Source organism: Aneurinibacillus terranovensis DSM 18919 (assembly GCF_000430625.1).
Classification (GTDB): domain Bacteria; phylum Bacillota; class Bacilli; order Aneurinibacillales; family Aneurinibacillaceae; genus Aneurinibacillus_B; species Aneurinibacillus_B terranovensis.
Window position 1 is genome coordinate 19,304 of record NZ_AUMJ01000037.1, and the last position, 21,243, is coordinate 40,546.

General features: G+C 46.7%; 24 protein-coding genes and 1 pseudogene. All 25 read left to right on the forward strand.

Annotation, left to right across the window (positions count from 1 at the left end; genetic code table 11):
* Positions 1–46: 46 nt before the first annotated feature.
* The 25 genes and pseudogenes from H525_RS23280 (at position 47) to H525_RS0107980 (ending at position 21,161) form a co-directional block, all read left to right on the forward strand.
* Positions 47–1,012, forward strand: coding sequence for a resuscitation-promoting factor (locus H525_RS23280; RefSeq protein WP_051330895.1), 966 nt, complete (start codon positions 47–49; stop codon positions 1,010–1,012).
* 65 nt (positions 1,013–1,077) lie between these two features.
* Positions 1,078–1,632: a ribonuclease M5 gene (gene rnmV, locus H525_RS0107865; protein ID WP_027415758.1), complete on the forward strand. Its 555-nt coding sequence runs from the start codon at positions 1,078–1,080 to the stop codon at positions 1,630–1,632.
* The gene (rsmA, locus tag H525_RS0107870) at positions 1,625–2,494 is read left to right on the forward strand and encodes a 16S rRNA (adenine(1518)-N(6)/adenine(1519)-N(6))-dimethyltransferase RsmA (RefSeq protein ID WP_027415759.1); all 870 of its coding nucleotides are present in this window, start codon (positions 1,625–1,627) and stop codon (positions 2,492–2,494) included. The genes rnmV and rsmA overlap by 8 nt, the downstream gene beginning before the upstream one ends.
* A 59-nt stretch (positions 2,495–2,553) precedes the next feature.
* Positions 2,554–3,447, forward strand: coding sequence for a sporulation peptidase YabG (gene yabG, locus H525_RS0107875; protein WP_027415760.1), 894 nt, complete (start codon positions 2,554–2,556; stop codon positions 3,445–3,447).
* A 129-nt stretch (positions 3,448–3,576) separates the two neighbouring features.
* The gene (veg, locus tag H525_RS0107880; protein WP_027415761.1) at positions 3,577–3,849 is read left to right on the forward strand and encodes a biofilm formation stimulator Veg; all 273 of its coding nucleotides are present in this window, start codon (positions 3,577–3,579) and stop codon (positions 3,847–3,849) included.
* Positions 3,850–3,923: 74 nt separating this feature from the next.
* The gene (locus tag H525_RS0107885; protein ID WP_027415762.1) at positions 3,924–4,106 is read left to right on the forward strand and encodes a small, acid-soluble spore protein, alpha/beta type; all 183 of its coding nucleotides are present in this window, start codon (positions 3,924–3,926) and stop codon (positions 4,104–4,106) included.
* A gap of 130 nt (positions 4,107–4,236) precedes the next feature.
* On the forward strand, positions 4,237–5,112 hold the full coding sequence (ispE, locus tag H525_RS0107895; protein WP_035100384.1) for a 4-(cytidine 5'-diphospho)-2-C-methyl-D-erythritol kinase: 876 nt from the start codon (positions 4,237–4,239) through the stop codon (positions 5,110–5,112).
* 70 nt (positions 5,113–5,182) lie between these two features.
* Positions 5,183–6,004, forward strand: a complete 822-nt coding sequence (gene purR / locus H525_RS0107900) for a pur operon repressor (RefSeq protein ID WP_027415764.1) — start codon at positions 5,183–5,185, stop codon at positions 6,002–6,004.
* A 22-nt stretch (positions 6,005–6,026) separates the two neighbouring features.
* Positions 6,027–6,398 (forward strand): RidA family protein, encoded by a 372-nt coding sequence (locus H525_RS0107905; protein WP_027415765.1) that lies wholly within the window; start codon positions 6,027–6,029, stop codon positions 6,396–6,398.
* Between the two features lie 173 nt (positions 6,399–6,571).
* A complete protein-coding gene (spoVG, locus tag H525_RS0107910) occupies positions 6,572–6,862 on the forward strand; it encodes a septation regulator SpoVG (RefSeq protein ID WP_027415766.1) in 291 nt (96 codons plus the stop codon).
* Between the two features lie 118 nt (positions 6,863–6,980).
* Positions 6,981–8,345 (forward strand): bifunctional UDP-N-acetylglucosamine diphosphorylase/glucosamine-1-phosphate N-acetyltransferase GlmU, encoded by a 1,365-nt coding sequence (gene glmU / locus H525_RS0107915; protein ID WP_027415767.1) that lies wholly within the window; start codon positions 6,981–6,983, stop codon positions 8,343–8,345.
* A 24-nt stretch (positions 8,346–8,369) separates the two neighbouring features.
* On the forward strand, positions 8,370–9,320 hold the full coding sequence (locus H525_RS0107920; protein WP_027415768.1) for a ribose-phosphate diphosphokinase: 951 nt from the start codon (positions 8,370–8,372) through the stop codon (positions 9,318–9,320).
* Between the two features lie 78 nt (positions 9,321–9,398).
* Complete coding sequence (locus H525_RS23285) at positions 9,399–10,031, forward strand: 50S ribosomal protein L25/general stress protein Ctc (RefSeq protein WP_035100380.1); 633 nt, start codon at positions 9,399–9,401, stop codon at positions 10,029–10,031.
* 78 nt (positions 10,032–10,109) lie between these two features.
* On the forward strand, positions 10,110–10,673 hold the full coding sequence (gene pth / locus H525_RS0107930; protein WP_027415769.1) for an aminoacyl-tRNA hydrolase: 564 nt from the start codon (positions 10,110–10,112) through the stop codon (positions 10,671–10,673).
* Positions 10,674–10,730: 57 nt separating this feature from the next.
* Positions 10,731–10,955 (forward strand): anti-sigma-F factor Fin, encoded by a 225-nt coding sequence (locus H525_RS0107935; protein ID WP_245590430.1) that lies wholly within the window; start codon positions 10,731–10,733, stop codon positions 10,953–10,955.
* Positions 10,956–11,035: 80 nt separating this feature from the next.
* Positions 11,036–14,590, forward strand: coding sequence for a transcription-repair coupling factor (gene mfd / locus H525_RS0107940; RefSeq protein ID WP_027415771.1), 3,555 nt, complete (start codon positions 11,036–11,038; stop codon positions 14,588–14,590).
* Positions 14,577–15,638 (forward strand): peptidylprolyl isomerase, encoded by a 1,062-nt coding sequence (locus H525_RS0107945; protein WP_162142484.1) that lies wholly within the window; start codon positions 14,577–14,579, stop codon positions 15,636–15,638. Before mfd ends, H525_RS0107945 begins: the two co-directional genes overlap by 14 nt.
* A 150-nt stretch (positions 15,639–15,788) precedes the next feature.
* The gene (gene spoVT / locus H525_RS0107950) at positions 15,789–16,328 is read left to right on the forward strand and encodes a stage V sporulation protein T (RefSeq protein ID WP_027415773.1); all 540 of its coding nucleotides are present in this window, start codon (positions 15,789–15,791) and stop codon (positions 16,326–16,328) included.
* Between the two features lie 99 nt (positions 16,329–16,427).
* Positions 16,428–18,074 (forward strand): putative polysaccharide biosynthesis protein, encoded by a 1,647-nt coding sequence (locus tag H525_RS0107955; RefSeq protein ID WP_027415774.1) that lies wholly within the window; start codon positions 16,428–16,430, stop codon positions 18,072–18,074.
* An 18-nt stretch (positions 18,075–18,092) separates the two neighbouring features.
* The gene (yabN, locus tag H525_RS0107960; protein ID WP_027415775.1) at positions 18,093–19,580 is read left to right on the forward strand and encodes a bifunctional methyltransferase/pyrophosphohydrolase YabN; all 1,488 of its coding nucleotides are present in this window, start codon (positions 18,093–18,095) and stop codon (positions 19,578–19,580) included.
* Positions 19,580–19,873, forward strand: coding sequence for an RNA-binding S4 domain-containing protein (locus tag H525_RS0107965; protein ID WP_027415776.1), 294 nt, complete (start codon positions 19,580–19,582; stop codon positions 19,871–19,873). Before yabN ends, H525_RS0107965 begins: the two co-directional genes overlap by 1 nt.
* A 60-nt stretch (positions 19,874–19,933) precedes the next feature.
* Complete coding sequence (yabP, locus tag H525_RS0107970; RefSeq protein ID WP_425387664.1) at positions 19,934–20,248, forward strand: sporulation protein YabP; 315 nt, start codon at positions 19,934–19,936, stop codon at positions 20,246–20,248.
* Positions 20,245–20,499: pseudogene (gene yabQ, locus H525_RS29410) on the forward strand (spore cortex biosynthesis protein YabQ); the annotation flags it as partial. The gene yabP and the pseudogene yabQ, both read left to right, overlap by 4 nt.
* A 53-nt stretch (positions 20,500–20,552) precedes the next feature.
* Positions 20,553–20,732, forward strand: coding sequence for a hypothetical protein (locus H525_RS29415; protein ID WP_425387666.1), 180 nt, complete (start codon positions 20,553–20,555; stop codon positions 20,730–20,732).
* 174 nt (positions 20,733–20,906) lie between these two features.
* Positions 20,907–21,161: an FtsB family cell division protein gene (locus H525_RS0107980; RefSeq protein ID WP_425387665.1), complete on the forward strand. Its 255-nt coding sequence runs from the start codon at positions 20,907–20,909 to the stop codon at positions 21,159–21,161.
* Positions 21,162–21,243: the final 82 nt, after the last annotated feature.

Below are 21,243 nucleotides of genomic sequence, written 5' to 3' on the forward strand. Positions count from 1 at the left end.
TTTGGGATTTGGTCTACAATGGCTCTCGACCGTTAAGGAGGCAGATATGAGTTTTAAACAAAAGTTTATTCAGTTGCAAAATTTGAGATATCGAAAGACGATTCTCTGTACAGCTGGAGCGATGATTGTTGCCGTTAGCCTAGGGTTATTATTACATTCAGCTCAGAAAAAAAGCATACAATTCATCCAAATTGAAGAGGAGACACAAAAGCAGCCGGTTACGCTAAACATTGCCGGGAAGAAGTATATCGTGTATACACAGGGGCGTACCGTCGGTGATGTTTTGCAGGAGCAAAACATTCACGTAAACCCGTTAGATCAAGTGAATCCAGCGCTTAATCAGCCGGTAAGCGGCAACCAGACGATCACACTTACCCGCGTCACCAAACGAATGGAAAGTCAATTGAAAACAGTAGCCTTCAATACACAAAAAAAAGCAGAACACACTATGATGGAAGGACAGACCAAGGTTGTTCAGAAAGGACAGCCGGGCAAAGTTCTTGAAGGGTATGAAGTTGTTTATACGAATGGGAAACCTACTGGAAAGAAGCTGATAACTTCCAAAGTAATTCAGCCGGAGAAAGATCAGGTTGTGGCGATTGGAACTTCCCGTATGGTTGCGCTATCACGCGGTGAAGAATCCAGCCGACGCGCGATGATGACAGATGGCACAGGCAACGCCGATTTTACCCCGCGGAAAGTGCTGCACGTGACCATGACCGCCTATTCCTCTGACCCGGCTTCGAATGGAACAACAGCGAATGACCCGGCTCGTATGATTACGAAATCGGGAACTACTCTGAAGGAAGGAAGAACCATTGCCGTAGATCCTGATGTCGTACCGTTAGGATGGTGGGTTTATATTGAAGGGTACGGTTTTCGCAGGGCTGAAGATACCGGCGGTGCTATTAAAGGCAACCGCGTTGATTTATACTTTACGTCAGAAGAGGATGCCAGAAACTTTGGAATTCGAGAGAAAAAACTGTATGTGATCGGTCCGCATAAACCATAATAATGATATGATGATGCAGGGGAGTCAAGCTTCCCTGTGTTTTTTGTTTTAAAGGGAGAGGTCTTATGATTAAAGAAGTGATTGTTGTGGAAGGTAAGTCAGATACAATAGCGATTAAACGGGCGGTAGAAGCGGATACGATAGAAACGGGAGGTTCGGCTGTATCGGAGCGTGTACTTGAACGCATTCGCCGGGCCCAGAAGACAAGAGGTGTAATTATTTTTACCGATCCGGACTACCCTGGGGAGCGAATCCGCAAGATTGTCAGCCAGGCTGTCCCGGGCTGTAAACATGCCTTTATCAAGCGGGAAGAAGGTAGAGGAAAGCGCAATCTGGGCGTGGAGTATGCAACCCCGGAATCGATTCGGCGGGCGCTGGCCGAGGTGCGGACGGAAGCGGAAACTCCTGTGGAACAAATTACGATGCAGGATATGTCCGCCGCAGGGCTTGTCGGCGGCCCACAGGCAAAGAATCGGAGGTTTCTTTTGGGCGAGGAGCTCGGCATCGGCTATGCGAATGCGAAACAACTGCACAAAAGACTTCTTATGCTGGGAATCACGCCTGAGGAATTCGCACGCTCGCTTGCGTGGGTAAAAGCACAGGAGGAACAGAATGACTGACATTGCCACACCGACCAGAACGAAAGAAATTTTGAAAAAATATGGCTTTTCATTTAAAAAAAGCCTCGGGCAAAATTTCCTGATCGATTTAAACATTCTGCATAAAATTGTGGCGGCAGCTGAACTGACGCTTGAAAAAGGAGTCATAGAGATCGGTCCCGGAATCGGGGCCCTGACAGAGCAGCTATCAAGAGAGGCTGGCAAGGTGGTTGCCATCGAGATAGACCAGCGCCTTTTGCCGATTCTTGCAGACACTCTTTCTGTTTATCCTCATACAGAGGTTATGCATGGCGATGTGCTGGACATGAATTTATCCGCTTTAATTGAGGATAAGTTCAACGGAAAAAAGGTGAGCGTGGTGGCTAACCTGCCGTACTATGTAACGAGTGCGATTCTCATGAAGCTTTTAGAGGAACGACTGCCGCTTGAAAATATTGTAGTCATGATTCAAAAAGAAGTGGCTGAACGTATCGCGGCAAATCCGGGGAGTAAAGCGTATGGTGCGTTAACGGTGCTGGCTCAATTTTATGCGGAAGCGGATATTGTTACCATCGTTCCCCGTAGTGTGTTTATTCCTCAACCCAACGTGGATTCTGCCGTGCTCCGGCTCCGGATTCGCCAAACTCCTGCGGTTGAAGTGCAAAGCGAAGAGGCGTTTTATCGTGTGGTGAAAGCCAGCTTCGCCCAGCGGCGAAAAACGCTGGCAAATAATTTGCTGCATAATTTCTTTGGCAAAGAGCGCAGGGAAGAGATGTTTAACCTGCTTGAAGAAGTGGGAATCGACCCTACGCGAAGAGGAGAAACATTGTCCATTGCTGAGTTTGCCGCACTAAGCAATGTAATTACCAGACAGAGCAAATGAGGATTTCAGAACCCTTTTCACGGGCGGGCATATACTGACACCATGAGGAGGGGTTTTTCATGGCGCTTTCGGATTTCCAGATTGGCGATATTGTTGCCCGTAAATCGTACGGCCAGGATATTCTGTTTCAGATTATCGACTTTAATCGGGAGGATGGAACCGTATTTCTTCTCGGTCTCGAATATCGGTTGCTGGCTGATGCGCCTTATGACGATTTAGTCAAACTTAACCCCAAAGATGTGGAAGAACGCACGAAGGTAAACCAGCAGCGGGCGCAAGAGACCCTGCGTTTAATCGCCCAGGAGCGCCGTTTAATGCGGGAGAGTCACGAATGGCGGCTTGTTGTTCATACGGAGGATAACGAAGGGGGCACATTTGACTGGCCCGGTAAGGTTCTTCATATTGACGGCGATGCTAACTACCTAAAGAAATGCCTGACCGTTTACCGGGAACTAAAGATTCCTGTAGACGGATATTATATAAGAGAAAAAGAAATGCCCGAGAAAATACAGGGTCTGCTCCAGCGGCACCGGCCCAATATTCTTGTGATTACGGGGCATGACTCCCTGCAGCCCAAACGAGGTCCCTGCGATGATTTAAGTGGCTACCGCAACTCGAAGCACTTTGTGCAGGCGGTGGAAAGAGCGAGGGATTATGAGCCCGGAAAAGACAATTTGGTGATATTTGCTGGTGCCTGCCAGTCTTATTTTGAGGCTTTAATTGATGCGGGTGCTAATTTTGCCAGTTCGCCTAAGCGAATCAATATTCATACCCTTGATCCAGTATACATAGCAGAGAAAGTAGCGTATACGTCCATACGCCAGTCGGTGAATATGTTTGAAATGATAAAAAATACAATTACAGGCTTGGATGGGGTTGGTGGCCTGGAAACAAAAGGTTCTTTTCGCTTCGGTGTTCCACGGCATATGGAACAAAAAACGAGCAGTTTATAGCTGCTCGTTTTTTGTTGAATTTTGACCATAAAAATTCATTGACAATTTACTTATTCGATTGCTATAATTTTTGTTTTGTTTGACATAATAACGTAGGAGTGTTATACTTTTTGTAGTGAGGTGGTCTGATTGGCGAGAAGTACGTTATTGGAAATCAAACGTAGTTTGGATAGCCATCTTGGCGAACGAATTTTACTTCGTGCGAACGGTGGCCGTCGCAAGACCGTAGAAAGAGCGGGTGTTCTCGAAGAGACGTACCCGTCTGTGTTTATTGTTAAACTTGATGAGGACAAGCATTCTTTTGAGCGCGTGTCCTATAGCTATGCGGATATTTTAACGGAAACAGTGGAACTCACCATTTGTCGCAATGATGAACAAATCCGCATTCCTATAGAACAGTAGGATATATTATCCTGCTGTTTTTATTTTTTACAGTGAGATACTAAGTAAACCGGGGAAAAAGGGAGGATGCATCCATGGGTCGAAGAAGAAGCATCATGTCTGAACAGTTTAAAATGGAACTTGCGAAAGATTTGGGTTTCTACGATACCGTCCAGCGGGAAGGATGGGGTGGCATCACCACGCGCGACGCCGGAAATCTGGTGAAGCGGGCCATTCAACTGGCGGAGGAAGCTTTGGCCAAGCAATACTCAGAATAAACGCATTTCCCCGGACAAAAGACCAGGAGATTCTCCTGGTCTTATTCGCGTTGTGTTGCTTTACAGTTAATGCTAAAATGGTCAAAGCGATGTTTAGTAAAGGAGTAAAAGGCAAGTGACTGAAAAGCGGATGACCGATGTGCGTTTGATGGTGAAGGCCCCGGCTAAAATCAATTTAACTCTTGATGTACTGTACAAAAGGCCTGACGGCTACCATGAAATTGAAATGGTCATGACTACCATTGATTTGGCGGACAGATTAACGATTGAACCGCGTAGAGAAAATAAAATAACCTTGGACTGTTCCGCTTGCTACCTGCCGCTGGATGAGCGAAACCATGTGTACCAGGCGGCGAAGCTCGTAAAGGAGCGGTTTCACGTTGACGAAGGTGTGCATATTTATATCGATAAACAAATTCCAATTGCCGCGGGGTTAGCCGGGGGCAGCAGTGATGCTGCCGCTGCGATTCGCGGCTTAAATAAGCTGTGGGACTTGAACATGAGCGTGGAGGAAATGGCGGAGCTCGGTTCCCATATTGGCTCTGACGTTTCCTTCTGTGTATATGGGGGAACTGCGGTTGCCCGCGGGAGAGGGGAGAGAATTGAACGCCTTCCATCACCTCCTTCCTGCTGGGTAATTCTTGCTAAACCTCCGATTGGTGTCTCTACTGCTGAGGTATACGGAGCCCTGCGGATGGACCGGCTCACCGAGAGAGGGAAATCACAGCAAATGATCGAAGCGATTTGGCACCGGGACTTTCCCGGGATTTGCCGTTCGCTCGGCAACCATTTAGAGTCCGTTACTCTGGTGAAATATCCGGACGTGTGTGTAATAAAAGACAGAATGAGCCGTTTTGGCGCAGATGGTGTGCTCATGTCGGGAAGCGGTCCTACAGTGTTTGCCTTAACGGATAAGGAATCGAGAGTCAACCGAATCTATAACGGGTTACGGGGTTTCTGTAAAGAAGTGTATGTGGTTCGCCTGGCGGGGGAAAATCAATGGTGAGCTCTTGCACAAATCCGTACATAAATGGTATATTCACTTCATAATATTCGCCTTTTACGGAGGAACGTACATGAAAAAATTACGGAGGAGTGCTCGTCTGGTTGATATGACGCAGCACCTGCTAGCTCGACCACATAAGCTGATCCCTTTAACGTTTTTTGCCGAACAATACGGCTCTGCCAAATCTTCAATCAGTGAAGATTTATCGATTATTAAAGAATTATTTGAAACCGAAGGAGTCGGTTTGCTGAAAACAGTAGCCGGGGCAGCGGGCGGGGTGAAATACATTCCTAAGGTTAGCCGGGATGAAGCGGTTTTGATTATGAAAGAGCAGTGTCAGACATTAGAAAGCCCCGGCCGTCTGCTGCCCGGCGGCTACCTGTACATGGCCGACCTGCTCGGCAATCCGGAGGAATTAAGCCGAATCGGGAAAATTTTTGCTTCTATTTTTGCCGATTCGGGTGCGGAATTAGTGATGACAGTGGAGTCCAAAGGAATTCCGCTGGCATATGCTACCGCTCAATACCTTAACATTCCCGTTGTCATTGTTCGCAGGTACAGCAAGGTGACAGATGGTTCCGTGGTCAGCATCAATTATGTGTCCGGTTCGAGCAAGCGGATTCAGACAATGTCCCTCGCCCGGCGCAGTATGCCTGAGCTATCAAAGGTGCTTATTATTGATGACTTTATGAAAGCGGGCGGCACTGTTCGCGGTATGATGGATTTGCTGGAGGAATTCAAAACAGAAGTTGTCGGCGTAGGTGTTCTCATGGAAACGGCGAATGTGGAAGAACGGCTTGTCGATGAATACATTTCTCTGCTAAGCATGACGGAAGTGGATATACGCGATAAAGAAATTCGGCTCGAATTAGGAAATTATTTTTTCAAATAAGTTGATACGGAGGGATACATATATGAACGCTATTTCAACAAATCAGGCACCGGCTGCAATAGGCCCTTATTCACAAGCCATTAGGATGGGGAATTTTCTTTTTACGTCCGGCCAGATTCCGTTGACTCCGGAGGGAGAATTAATTACCGGTGACATTCAGGCGGCTACCCACCAGGTGTTTGCCAATTTAAAGGCAGTTTTGGCAGCAGCGGGCGCAACGCTTGAAAATGTGGTGAAAACCACGGTGTTCGTCAAAGATATCAATGATTTTACAATTGTTAATGAAATATATGGAAGTTACTTTGGAGACCATCGTCCGGCTCGCTCCCTTGTCGAAGTTTCTCGCCTGCCAAAAGATGCGGATCTTGAGATTGAATTAATCGCATTTATATAGTGTAAAACTGGTCAGAAAAACACCCGAACCACGGTTATTATCATGTAGGTGATAAAAAGTATATAAAATTCAAAAAAAGATCTAGTTTTTTTTTTGAATTAGGAGGAATTCACTAGCCTTTGGAGAAAACAGTTATCAAGCTTCAGATAATTGGTAAAAGGTGGTGAGCAGACATGGAAGTGACCGACGTGAGACTCCGCCGAGTGAACACGGATGGACGCATGAAAGCGATTTGTTCCATTACGATTGATAATGAGTTTGTCGTCCATGACATTCGAGTTATTGATGGAAATAACGGTATGTTTGTCGCAATGCCAAGCAAACGTACACCTGAGGGAGAATTCCGCGATATCGCACATCCCATCTCTTCGTCTACTCGCGAAAAAATTCAGGCGGCTGTTCTTGCCGAATTTGAACGTGCGGGGGAGTCGTCAGAGGAAGAATTGGTGGAAGAAGGAGCTTAGAATCAGTTGTGTAAGGGGGGCCTGCTGTTAGGAGGCCTCTTTTTCTTTTTACGTGTCTTGAAATCAGGCATTAATTAAGATATAGTCAGTGTGGAACTTATCAAAAATGGAGGTTACCATGTCTGAAAAATTTGCGGTTGTCCTGGCTGCCGGTCAGGGCACCCGAATGAAATCCAAATTATATAAAGTTTTACATCCGGTGTGTGGGAAACCGATGGTCCAGCATGTTGTGGACAATCTGGCTGAACTGCAGATGGACCGCATCGTCGTTATCGTAGGCCATGGGGCCGATAAAATTAAACAACAGCTTGGGGATGCAATCGAATATGCAATGCAAGAACAGCAACGGGGAACGGCTCATGCTGTTATGCAAGCGGATTCGATACTGAGTGGAAAACCTGGAACGACGCTTGTTGTCTCCGGTGATGAGCCGCTCATTAGCTCTGGAACGCTTGCTGCCCTCATCCAAGCGCATACTGATAATAAAGCGGCCGCCACGATTTTAACCAGAGTGATGGATGATCCCACAGGCTATGGGCGCATTATTCGCGAAGCAAACGGCAGGGTCGCCCGAATTGTGGAACAAAAGGACGCTTCAGAGCAAGAACGGCTTGTTCGTGAGATCAATACGGGCACGTATTGTTTTGATAATGAAAAATTATTTGCTGTCCTGAAGCAAATTGATAACAACAATGCACAGGGAGAATATTATTTACCTGATGCCATTGAAATTCTCGCCAAACAGGGCGAACGGATTGAAACATCGGTTACAGACGAACAAACCGTAGGCGTGAATGATCGGGTTGCTCTGGCCAAAGCGGAAGCCCTGATGCGAAACCGTATTCTTGAATACCACATGCGTGAAGGGGTAACCGTCATCGACCCGTCAAATACGTATATCGAGACCGGCGTAACGATTGGCAGAGATACTGTTGTTTATCCGGGTACCATCATTGGGGCAGGTACGACGATAGGGGAAGATTGCATCATCGGACCGCATGCGCAGGTAACGAATTGTGTAATTGGAGACGGGGTGGAGATCAAGCACTCCGTCCTAATGGACAGCCGCGTCGATAATCGAACTACCGTAGGTCCCTTTGCTTATATACGTCCAAATTCACATCTTGGCGAAGGGGTAAAGATAGGGGATTTTGTAGAAATCAAAAATACCAAGCTGGGCAAAGGAACTAAAGTTTCCCATCTGACGTATCTTGGGGATGCCGAGATTGGGCAAGATGTGAATGTGGGATGCGGCACCGTTACGGTTAACTATGACGGGGTTCATAAACATAAGACAATTGTTAAGGACCATTCCTTTATAGGATGCAATGCAAATTTAGTCGCTCCGGTAACCGTTGGGGAAGGGGCGTACATTGCTGCCGGCTCTACGATTACCGAGAATGTGCCGGATAAGGCGCTTGCGATTGCGCGTGAACGCCAGACAAATAAAGAAGACTATGCGGCAAAAATCATAAAGAAATAATAAGTGTGGAGGTCATAGAGTAGCATGGCGAATTATCGCGATCCTAAATTAAAAGTCTTTACGTGTAATGCGAATCCGGCACTGGCTAAAGAAATTGTTGACCATATCGGAGTTCCGATGGGCAATGCCCAGGTTGTACATTTTAGTGATGGTGAAGTTCAAATTAAGTTAAACGAAAGTGTTCGCGGCGCAGATGTATTCGTGATCCAGTCGACAAGCGCTCCTGTTAACGAACACCTTATGGAATTGCTGGTTATGGTGGATGCGCTTAAACGTGCTTCCGCTAAAAGTATTAACGTGGTCATCCCGTATTACGGATATGCGCGCCAGGATCGGAAAGCGCGGGCGCGGGATCCGATTACGGCTAAACTGGTTGCCAATTTGATAGATAAAGCGGGTGCCCACCGCGTTATTACCATGGATCTTCATGCTACTCAAATTCAAGGGTTCTTTGATATTCCGGTCGATCATTTACTCGGCGTTCCTATTCTCGCCAAGTATTTTGCGGAGAAGAAACTGGATGATATCGTTGTGGTATCTCCGGATCACGGGGGGGTTACCCGTGCCCGTAAATTAGCGGAACGCCTGGAAGCCCCGATCGCGATCATTGATAAACGGCGTCCGGAACCGAATGTAGCCGAGGTGATGAATATCGTCGGCAATATTGAAGGGCGCACCGCTATTATTATTGATGACATTATCGACACAGCAGGGACGATTACACTGGCTGCGAGCGCCTTGATGGAGTCGGGGGCAAAAGCTGTATATGCCTGCTGTACCCATCCGGTGCTATCCGGCCCGGCCATTAAACGCATTGATGAGTCGAGCATTAAAGAATTAATTGTCACAAATACGATTCCGCTTGGTCCGGACAAGCAAATTGCAAAAATCAAAGCCCTATCCGTTGCACCGATAATAGGGGAAGCCATTATCCGCGTCCATGAAGAACTATCCGTAAGCAAACTTTTTGATTAGAAGACGATTGATTTTCCTATGTTTTGGGTACAGTAAATACTATTGAATGTACGAATGAGGCATAGGAGGTTGAGGATAGTGACGATTGAATTACTGGCGGAAAAAAGAGATACATCGCATCGTTCAACCTTGCATGGATTGCGAAAAAACGGCAAAATTCCTGCGGTCATATATGGAAGCGGTTTGCAAAGCCAGCCGATTACCGTGGATGAAGGGCAATTCTTGCAAGTTATACGCAAGCAGGGCATAAACCATATTATTACGTTAAAAGTGGACGGCAGTCAGTATGATGTTTTAATTAAAGACGTTCAGCAAGAGCCGTTAAAGGGAAAAGTCATGCACCTTGATTTTAACAAGGTGAACATGAATGAAGAAATTGAAACCATGGTTCATATTGTGCCTGAAGGGGAGGCGGCCGGTATGAAGGAGGGCGGCATTCTGCAGCAATCGCTTCGCGAGCTTACTATTCGCTGCCTCCCGAATGCTATACCGGATGCCGTTACCGTATCGATTGAGCATCTTGCTATTGGCGATTCTGTATCGGTAGGCGAACTGCGAATCCCGGCCGGGGTGACACCTCAGCATGAAAAGGATGAAATCGTATTGAGCATTACAGCTCCACAACTCGATCCGATTCCTGATTCAGAAGAGCGGGCGGGTGAAGAGCAGCCGGCGAATGCAGCGGGTGGTCCCTCCGATGAAGAGAAATAACGTGAACTTGGCAGAAGAAAAGGTGTAACCAGGAAGGTTGCGCCTTTTTGCCGCGTTAAAAGGGGAGAATGTGGAACGATGAAAGTCATTGTTGGATTGGGAAACCCGGGAAGAGAATATGAAAAGACAAAGCATAACGTAGGCTTCTGGGTAATTGACCGTTTGGCAGACCAGTGGGATATTGCGCTTAATCAGGGGAAATTTAAGGGATTAATCGGGGAAGGCCGCGTAGGCAATGAAAAAATTATCCTTGTAAAACCCCTCACCTATATGAATTTATCCGGTGAGTGTGTAGCTCCGCTCCTTCATTTTTATAAGCTGGCACCCCAAGATGATTTACTCGTTGTCTATGATGATATGGATTTGCCCTGCGGGAAAATTCGCCTTCGCACGAAAGGAAGTTCAGGCGGGCATAATGGAATAAAATCCTTAATCGCCCATCTCGGATCCGAGGAATTTAAGCGGATTAAAGTTGGCATTGACCGTCCGCAGCCAGGCCGGAAAGTTGTGGATTATGTCCTGACTCCCTTTTCCATGGAACAGCAGGCAGAGGTAGAGGATGCGGTAAAACGGGCTTCCGAAGCGGTTAAAGCATGGACGGAGATTTCATTTTTACGGGTGATGAATCAATTTAACGGATAGTATAAGTCGGGGGTTCCATGGGAATACTGGTAGCATAACTTACGCTCAGGAGGCATAATGATGGCAATAAAATATGTCTGCCCCTATTGTGGAAAGCAGTATGCCGTTCTCGATCATCCCAACGCGACAGAAACGAATCTTGGATTGTATTCCTTGACCGAAGAGGATCGGGCCCATATAATTAGCTATGAAGCAAATGGTGACATTACAGCCAGTATCACCTGTGAATATTGCAGTGAAGCGCTTCATCGCCACCCTGAATTAACGAATCCTTTACAATAAATTGATGACGATAGAAATGCCTTGGCTTTCGCGCTAAGGCTTATTTTTGCATTTGAATCGTGTGTGAGAGGAGGATATGTGTGCGGGGATTAATAGATAAATTTTTTGAAGACAATGAATTCCAGGCTGTGATCACGGGTTATAAAGAAGGGCTTCGTGAACAGCTTGTTTCCGGACTGAGCGGTTCAGCACGGCACCTTTTTCTTGCGGCGCTATACCGAAAAGTCCAGCGCTCCCTTGTTATTGTTACGCACAATATGTTTCAGGCACAGAAAGTTTTCGAGGATATGAGCCAATTGGTTCCGCCTGATAGACTATGGTTTTATCCAGCGAATGAACTGATGCTTTCCGAAGTCGCCATCTCCAGTCCTGAAACGTTAAGCCAGCGCATGGAAGTGATGAACGAACTTGCCAGCGGAAAACGAGGCATTCTTATCGTTCCGTATGCGGGAATACGACGCTCGGTCGTCCCGCTGGAACAATGGAAAGGCGCACAGTTCGCATGCAAGGTTGGCCAGGAAATGGATCTCGGACTTTTCCTGGATAAAATGATAACGCTCGGATATGAGCGGGTGGACATGGTAGAGGATCCGGGGGAAATGAGTGTTCGCGGAGGTATTATTGATATATTTCCGGTGTACATGCAGCATCCTCTTCGCATAGAATTATTTGATGTTGAAATTACGTCCATTCGGACATTTGATATAGCCAACCAGCGTTCGGTAGAAAAGCTGGATGAGGTCACCATTGGCCCGACAAGAGAAGTGTTCGGAACGAGAGAAGTGTTTATACAAGCGGCCGAACGGCTTGAACAGGCGATGAACGATTCGCTAAAAAAAATACGTGATGTCCAGGTAAAAGAGCAAATTGTTGAAAAAATAGGGTCGGAAATTGAGAAGTTACGAGGAGGAATAGGGTTCCCGGAAATCTATAAATATAGTACTTTTTTGTACCCTGCCCAACAAAGTTTACTAGATTACATGGAAGCGCCGCTCCTCATTATGGATGAACCGTCGCGCATTGTAGAGTCAGCGGCACAGATGGAAAAGGATGAAGAAGAATGGAAACTGGCGCTCATCAGTGAGGGGGAATTCCTGCCCGATGTTCCTGTTTCTTTTCAGCTTGATCAGATTCTCGCTCCGAAAAAGCGGCCGATTCTTCACCTATCACTTTTTTTGCGCCAGGTGCCAAAGGCGAATCCGCAAAATATTGTTAATTTTAATTGTAAAACCATGCAAAACTTTCACGGTCAGATGAATGTGTTAAAAACAGAAATGGAGCGCTGGAAGAAGTCGGCTTTTACCGTCGTGTTCTGTGCAGCCGATGAGGAACGGGCCCGCCGTCTTGAACGCGTTTTCCATGATTACCAAATTGAAGCGGATGTTGTTTTGCAGGCGGAGGAAGCGCTTAAAAGCAAGCGTCCGGTGATTACGCTCGGAAATCTGCAGACAGGGTTTGAACTGCCGTTTCAGCACCTGGTCGTCGTAACCGAGAGTGAAGTATTTACGCAGAAGCAGCGGAAAGCGTCAAAAGTAAGGGCGAATCTTAGCAATGCGGAGCGTATTAAAAGTTATACCGAATTGCAGGTAGGGGATTACGTGGTGCACGTAAACCACGGAATCGGTAAATACCTTGGAATTGAGACGCTTGAAATCAACGGAATACACAAAGACTACCTGCACATTAAGTATGCGGGTAACGATAAGCTGTACGTCCCGATCGAACAAATCGATCAGGTACAAAAATACGTCGGTAGCGAGGAAAAAGAACCGAAAATCTATAAGCTGGGCGGAAATGACTGGAAAAAGGTGAAAAGCCGTGTGCGTGCTTCTGTTCAGGACATTGCACAGGATTTGATTAAATTATACGCGGAACGGCAGCAGACGAAGGGATATGCATTCAGTAAAGATACGGATGAAATGCATGAATTCGAAGCGATGTTTCCGTATGAAGAAACGGAAGACCAACTGCGGGCTATACGTGAAATTAAAGAAGACATGGAAACAGGCCGGCCTATGGATCGCCTGCTGTGCGGCGATGTAGGCTATGGTAAGACCGAGGTTGCTATCCGGGCCGCTTTTAAGTCGGTTATGGATGGGAAGCAGGTAGCGGTTTTAGTGCCAACAACAATCCTGGCTCAGCAGCATTATGAAACGTTTCGGGAGCGCTTTGCCGGTTATCCCGTAAATATTTCTGTAATCAGCCGCTTTCGCTCAAAAAAAGAACAAACTCAGACATTGAAAGGGGTCAAAGCCGGAACGGTTGATATCGTCATTGGCACCCACCGTTTGCTTTCAAAAGATGTTGTTTTTCGCGACCTTGGACTGTTAATTGTGGACGAGGAACAGCGGTTTGGCGTTTCTCATAAAGAAAAGCTGAAGCGGTTGAAGACAAACGTGGACGTTCTGACCTTAACAGCAACTCCTATTCCCCGTACACTGCACATGTCGATGCTGGGAGTCCGGGATTTATCCGTAATTGAGACGCCACCGGAAAACCGTTTTCCTGTTCAGACCTATGTGATGGAATACAGCGGCGCGCTTGTGCGGGAAGCGATTGAGCGTGAACTTGCCCGGGATGGACAGGTGTACTTCCTCTACAATCAGGTGCAGGGTATAGAAAAAATAGCGGACCAGATACGCATGCTTGTCCCGGAGGCGAAAGTGGTGATTGCCCACGGCCAGATGGCCGAGACGGAACTGGAAGCCGTGATGCTGAGCTTCCTGGAAGGGGAAGCCGATGTTCTTGTAAGCACCACCATTATTGAGACCGGGGTAGACATTCCAAACGTCAATACCCTTATCGTTACGAATGCCGACCGCATGGGCCTTTCCCAGCTTTACCAGCTGCGCGGCCGGGTAGGACGTTCTAACCGAATTGCCTATGCGTATTTCACATACCAGCGTGACAAAGTGCTGACGGAAGTGGCGGAGAAAAGGCTTCAGGCGATTAAGGAGTTTACCGAATTAGGCTCCGGGTTTAAAATTGCCATGCGTGATTTGGCGATTCGCGGTGCGGGAAATCTGCTTGGCGCGGAGCAGCACGGCTTTATTGCTTCCGTTGGATTTGACCTGTATAGTGAAATGCTCAGAGAAGCAATCGAGGAGTTAAAAGGGCAGCCCAAAAAGCAGGAAGAGATTCAACCTGAAATTACGATTACAGTCGATGCTTTCATTCCTTCTGAGTATATACAGGACGGAAAGCAGAAAATTGAAATGTATAAAAAGTTTGCGGCCGTTTCCACCGTTGAAGACATCAAAGAGCTTACCGAAGAAATGTTGGACCGGTTCGGGACGCCGCCACAAAGTGTTCAGAATTTGTTGTTTGTCGCCCGCCTTCGTGTCTATGCCATCCGCAACCGGGTGGTAGAGATCACCCAAAAAGCGCAGGAAATTAACATCCTTTTCCATGAAGACCAGACCGCTGCAGTGGATTGGAGCAAAATTTTTGAGCTGTCAGGGAAATTTCAACGAAGAATCGGGGTTTCGAAAACTGGACAACAGGTGTCAGTTGCTGTTAAAGTTAAGGGATTGACGCCCGATGAATCAACTGCACTTCTGGAGGAATTCTTCGAAGAATTTGAGGCGCTCAAAAAGGACAAAGAAAGTGAGGAACCATCGAATGTGGCGAAGTAGGCGACTGTGGTCCATCTTTTTAATTATGGGCCTTTTGGCTGCTATCATGGTTGGTTGCGGAAAAAAAGAAAATATTGTAGCCAAGTATGACGGAGGCCAAATTACAGAAAATCAATATAAGGATTATATTAATGTGCTAAAAGCGGTGTTTCAAGATCCGAGCCTTGCCCAGGAAATTGATGCGGGTAAGAAAGAAACGCTGCAGTTCGTGTTAAATTATCAGGTGATGAGCGATTATGTGGCCGCTCAGGTTAAAGACACCGATGCGATTAACAAAACGGCCGAAAAGAATTTCAATCAATACAAATCATTTGTTGAACAGCAGCTGGGACAAGCGAAGAATCTTAGCCAATTCTATGCCGATAAAAAAGTGACAGAGCAGCAGCTCAAAGATTTCTTTCTCCAGCAATCGAAAGTACAGGAGTACTTTTCTAAAGATATAACGGAAGTACAGAAGAAACAGAAGTATGATCAATTAAAGGCATCCGGAGATTTAACCCGTGCCGATGTCCGCCATATTTTGATTATGACGGATAAACGGTCCAAAGCGGAGGCGAAGAAGAAAGCAGAGGACATTCTCAGGCAGCTTCGCAATGGAGCCGATTTTGCCAAGCTGGCTGCAGCCAACACGGAAGATCCGGGCAGTAAAGCAACCGGTGGCTTGTATAAAGACATGGACCTGTCGCAAACCGTTCCGGAATTCAAAAAGGCTGTGCTTACTCTTCCGCTTAATAAAATTAGCGACCCTGTCGAAACCCAATACGGCTATCACATTATCCGGGTAGAGAAGCGCACGGTAGAGACTTATGACCAGATTAAGGATCGATTGACGCTTTCGATGGCGCAGGATAAACAATCGCAATTCCTTGATACGAAAGTGAAAGGCATTATAAAGGAGGAACAGGTGCCTCCTTCTATGATAAAAGCTCAACCGGCTCAATCAGCACCGGTACCGGGAGCACCACCAACCTCTTCCCAGGGACAGAATCCGAACCAACAGCCGCCAGCCAGCCAGGTACCGGCTGACCAGTCACCGGCCAAAAAGTAATATGTCGGAGCCGTTTCCAGTTGAAGGAACGGCTTTTTTTTGTGGTAATAATAATATATGCCATGGTGAATATTCTCCGTGTTGGAGATTAATACTACAAACAAGTTAGTTGCAGTCATGAGATTACTTCAAAGAAAGCGAGGCAACAAGATGAAAGCAACTGGAATTGTACGCCGCATAGACGATTTGGGGCGTGTGGTCATTCCAAAGGAAATTCGTCGTACTCTGAGAATTCGTGAAGGTGACCCGTTAGAAATCTTTGTGGATCGAGATGGAGAAGTCATTCTTAAAAAGTATTCCCCTATTGGCGAACTTGGTGATTTTGCGAAGGAATATGCAGATTCTTTATACGAAAGCTTAAACCATATTACATTAATTAGTGATCGAGACACCATTATTGCGGTGGCCGGCGTCTCCAAAAAAGACTACATGGATAAATCGATCGGTGAGATTGTGGAGAATTGTATGGAGGAAAGAAAGTCGAAACTTGAGACGAACGCGGGAGAATACGAAATCATCCGGGATAATAATGAATCTTTATCTTCCTATATGGTTGCCCCGATTGTAGCGGGCGGGGATCCAATCGGTGCCGTTATACTTCTAAACAAATCGAACCAAGGCATGAGCGAGCTGGAAATGAAGATGGCCGAAACGGCGGCCGGCTTCCTGGCAAAGCAAATGGAACAATAAGAAAACTTAGCTTTCCGAATCTTTGTCGGGAAGCTTTTTTTCTTGGAAGGAGTTCTTTTTGTGATATAATTTCGATAGTTTATTGGGAGGGGGGATTGTATGTCCAAAGAACAGGGTGCTTCATTTGTAAAAGGTGCGGCGATACTGGGTGCCGGTGCGCTTCTATCCAAGGTGTTGGGACTTGCTTATCGCATTCCCTATCAAAATATTACGGGTGATTTGGGGTATTATGTATATACGCAGGTTTATCCGTTATACAGTGCCCTGCTTATTCTGGCGACAGCCGGCTTCCCAATCGCGATTTCAAAAATGGTAGCTGAAAAGCTTGCTATTGGTGATACGCTCGGTGCCCGGCGGGTTTTTCGCGTTTCGGCGAGCCTGCTTGGGATAACCGGCCTTGTATTTTTTATTTTATTATGGGTTTGTGCTCCGCTTATCGCCCAACTGATGCATGACCGAAAGCTGGTGCTACCCATTCGCAGCGTATCGTTTGCTCTTTTACTCGTGCCGGTCATGGCGGCCATGCGCGGATACTTTCAGGGGCATCATAATATGATACCGACCGCCGTCTCGCAGATTATCGAACAACTTGTGAGGGTAATGACCATTATTATCCTGGCCTACTATTTCATGAAGACTACGGGCGACGTTTATCTTGCCGGGGCAGGTGCTGTATTTGGAGCGGTAACCGGCGCATTCGTTTCTTTTACCATCATGCTGATTTTTCTTCAACGCAACAAATATATTCGGCAGAAGCTTTCTAACTCTCAGGCCGTGACGAGAAAAGGATTCTATACATATGGACAGGAGAGTACGGGACAAATCGTTCGTCAGATTATGTACTATGCGATTCCTATCTGCCTGGGTTCACTCGTGCTGCCGCTCATGCAGCTCGCCGATTCGTTTACCGTCGTCAACATGCTTTCATACGGTGGAATTGTGAGCAAGGAGGCGTATCGTTTGAAAGGCATTCTTGACCGGGGGCAGCCGCTTGTCCAGTTTGGGGCCTTTTTTGCTACGGCGCTTTCGTTATCCGTCGTACCGGCTATTGCGGAAGCGAAGATACGCGGGATGAATCGTTTGATCGCTTCAAGAACCGAACTTGCGCTGCGGTTGACCTTCTTGATCGGTTTGCCCTGTTCAATAGGGCTTGCGGTCGTTGCCGGACCTGTCAACGTGATGCTTTATCAGAATGGCAGCGGAACCGACACGTTAATTGTTCTGGCGTTTACCACTATCTTTTCTACGCTCGGCATCACGTCGTCCGGCATCCTGCAGGGAATGGGACATGTCGTATTGCCGGTGCGAAATTTGCTGATTGGGGCCGTCCTGAAAATTCTTCTAAATGTACTGCTGGTGCCGTCTTTCGGGATTATGGGTGCAGCTCTGGCTACGGTCTGTTCCTACATGGTGTCGACGATGATGAATCTGTATGCCATATCTTTATACACCGGAATGAAATTCGGATTTAAAACCTTTTTCTTCAAGCCGATGGTGGCGGTATTTATGATGGGGATGGCCGCTTTTGTCGCACGGCGCATGGCTGAGAGAGGATTATTCGAAGTTATTTTGTCTCACAGGCTTTATTATTCGGCTGTGAGCCTGGCAGCGGTAACAGCGGGTGTCGTGATGTATGGAATAGCGCTGTTTGCTTCCGGTACTGTAAGCCGAACAGACCTGGAAAATACACCTGCGGGAAAAAAATTAATACCTTTTTTAACACGGTTGCGATTGTTGCATGATTAACGGAAAGGGGATTTATCTTTGCATAAAATAACTGTCATTGGACTTGGGGCGGGTTCGCTGGAAGGTCTGCCGCTCGGATTATACCGTCAACTTACAACGGCGAATCAGGTTTTTCTCCGGACCGTCAAGCATCCTGTTGTTGACGAACTGATTCGTGAAGGGGTTCGTTTGCAAAGCTTTGACAATGTTTATGAAGCCCACAGTCAGTTTCCAGATGTATATGATGAAATTTGTGAACAATTACTAACGATGGCAAAAAACGATGGAGATATCCTGTATGCTGTGCCCGGGCATCCGATGGTCGCTGAACGAACGGTTCAGCTCTTGCTTGAGCGGGGGCCCGATGTCGGCATTGATATTGACATAAAGGGCGGGCAGAGCTTCCTTGATCCGGTTTTTACCTTGCTGGGGATTGATCCTGTTGAAGGGTTTTCTTTACTTGATGCGACAGATTTGCGCTCCGAGCAACTGCAGCCGGCTGTGCATCTGCTTATTTGCCAGGTGTATGACCGGTTCGTGGCATCCGATGTGAAGCTAACGCTAATGGAAATGTATCCTGATGAATATCCGGTAACTGTGGTAACGGCTGCAGGCATAGCAGGGCAGGAGAAAATCACAACCGTTCCGCTTTACGATTTGGACCGATTAGAGGAATTTTCGAATTTGACCACTATTTTTGTTCCGCAAACTGCGCAGGATAACGTGCTGAATCGACAATTCTGGCGTGCAAAAGAAATCGTTCGTATCCTCAGAAGCCCTGAAGGATGCCCGTGGGACCGCGAACAAACGCATCAATCCATTCGAAAAAACCTGATTGAAGAAACATACGAAGTGCTTGAAACCATCGATGATAACGACCCGGATGCCATGTGCGAGGAAATGGGCGATTTACTTTTGCAAATCCTGCTGCATTCCCAAATGGCCGAGGAAGATGGGTATTTCACAGTTCATGATGTGGTCGAAACGCTCAACCGAAAACTGATTCGCCGCCATCCCCATGTATTCGGTGAGAGGGAAGCCGGAAACGCGGACGAAGCCCTTCAGAACTGGCAGAAAGTAAAAGAGGAAGAAAAGAAGGCAAAAGGGATTGACCCGGCATCGCTCTCCGTTCTCGAAGGGGTGCCGCGGGACTTGCCTGCTATGCTGCGGGCGTACAAATACCAGAAGAAGGCAGCGGAATTTGGATTCGACTGGGACAAGCTTACTGACATGTTCGAGAAGGTAAAAGAAGAATGGGAAGAGTTTCGGGAAGCAGAAACATGGGAACATCAGAAGGAAGAACTGGGTGATGTGTTGTTCGTTATCGTCAATGTGGCACGTTTCCTCAAAATCGACCCGGAAGAGGCGCTCGCTTTAACTAACAAAAAGTTTAAGTATCGCTTTTCCTACATCGAGCAGAAGCTGCGGGAAGCGGGAAAGACGTTTGCGGACACTTCACTTGATGAGATGGAAGCATGGTGGCAGGAGGCCAAACAAAAGAAAAAACAGGAACAGGGGGAAAGCTGATGCGGCTTGATAAATTTCTAAAGGTTTCCCGCTTAATCAAGCGGCGTACCCTTGCCAAAGAAGTATGCGATAAAGGGAGGATAAGTATTAATGGCCAAGTTGCGAAATCAAGCTCTGCGGTAAAGGTGGGGGATGAGATTACCGTCCGGTACGGAAATAAACTTGTCACGGCGCGCGTGGAAAAGCTGCTTGATACGACGAAGAAAGAAGAGGCGGTAACACTCTACACTATTCTTAAGGAAGAGTTGATTCCGCGGGAAAAGGAAAACGAATCGGAAGCAAATATCTGGTAAGGTGGACAGGCATACCCTGTCCGCCTTTTTTTGTTCTAAACGGAAGTTGTCCGCCATAACATGGTACAAAAAGGAGGGTGTGCCCTGATGGAGATGAGCCCGAAGAAGACCGTTCGGCATGATGTCGTCATGATTAACCGAAAAAAACTTGATATTACCGGTGTGCTGAAGGTAGAAAGTTTTGACCACGAGGAATTTCTGCTGCAGACAGAAGCCGGTTTCCTTACAATAAAAGGGAAAAATCTGCATATGAAAAATCTAAGTCTGGAGACGGGGCAGGTTTCCATAGAAGGCATTGTTTTCGCCATGGAATATATTGATGAATCTTATCAAGGGGAAAAGGCCAAAGGATTGTTTGGCAGGATCTTTAAGTGACACTCACCGGGCAGGCGGCCACCTTATTATCCATGGTGCTGTGTGGAATCGGAATAGGTATGCTCTATGATACGTACCGAACGCTTGAACGAAGGTGCGGCCTTTCCCTCTGGCTTGTCTGGGTATGTGATTTGTTATTCTGGATAAGCTGTACTTTCCTCGTGTTTGGGACCCTTCTTCGCATCAATGAAGGAATCGTCCGAATATATATTTTCCTCGGAATAGGGATAGGGGGAATTTCATACCTCTTATTCCTGCAGCGCACATACTTATATATTCTGGGGAGAATGATTTCTTTTATTTTGTGGGTGTACATGCTTCTAATGCGCCTGTTGTATTACCTGCTTATCGTTCCCATCCGGTTCCTATATCGCGCCCTTTTATCCATCCTCCTTCTTTTGGCAACCGTTTTGCTGACAGTAGGAAAATGGATACTGCGTCCGTTTTGTTGGCTCGGGTTGTGGTTATGGAAGAGAGCGGGTAAGGTATGGGAAAGGCCGAACGGTAAATGGCGAGGATTATGGAGGAAAATAAGGAACATCTTGACGAACTGGATAAAACATAAGAAAATGTGAATAGTCTATAGAAGAGGTGTTCCTTTATGCAACCATCTCCCTCAAGTAGCCAAGGTCGAAAACGTCGTATGCGCCTCCTGCTTATGGTTGTAACTCCCTTTATGATATGGGGGGGGGTTACGTATTACGCACAGAGTAAGCAGCTGACGGATAAAGAGAGTAAGCTGCACGAATTGCAGGCGCAGAAAGCCGCTGTGCAAGCGGAAAAGACGCAACTGGAACAAAAGGTTAAACAATTAAATGATAACGAGTATATTAGTGAACTGGCCCGGCAAAACCTGTTTCTTTCAAAAAAAGGAGAGGTCATCTTTATTACACCGGACGGAACGAAGAAATAGGAGGTCAACCTTCTGTTTCTTTTTTTTGCTCTTTTAAATCGTTATTCTCTGCGACAGATTTGTAAAGCCGTTTAAATATTTG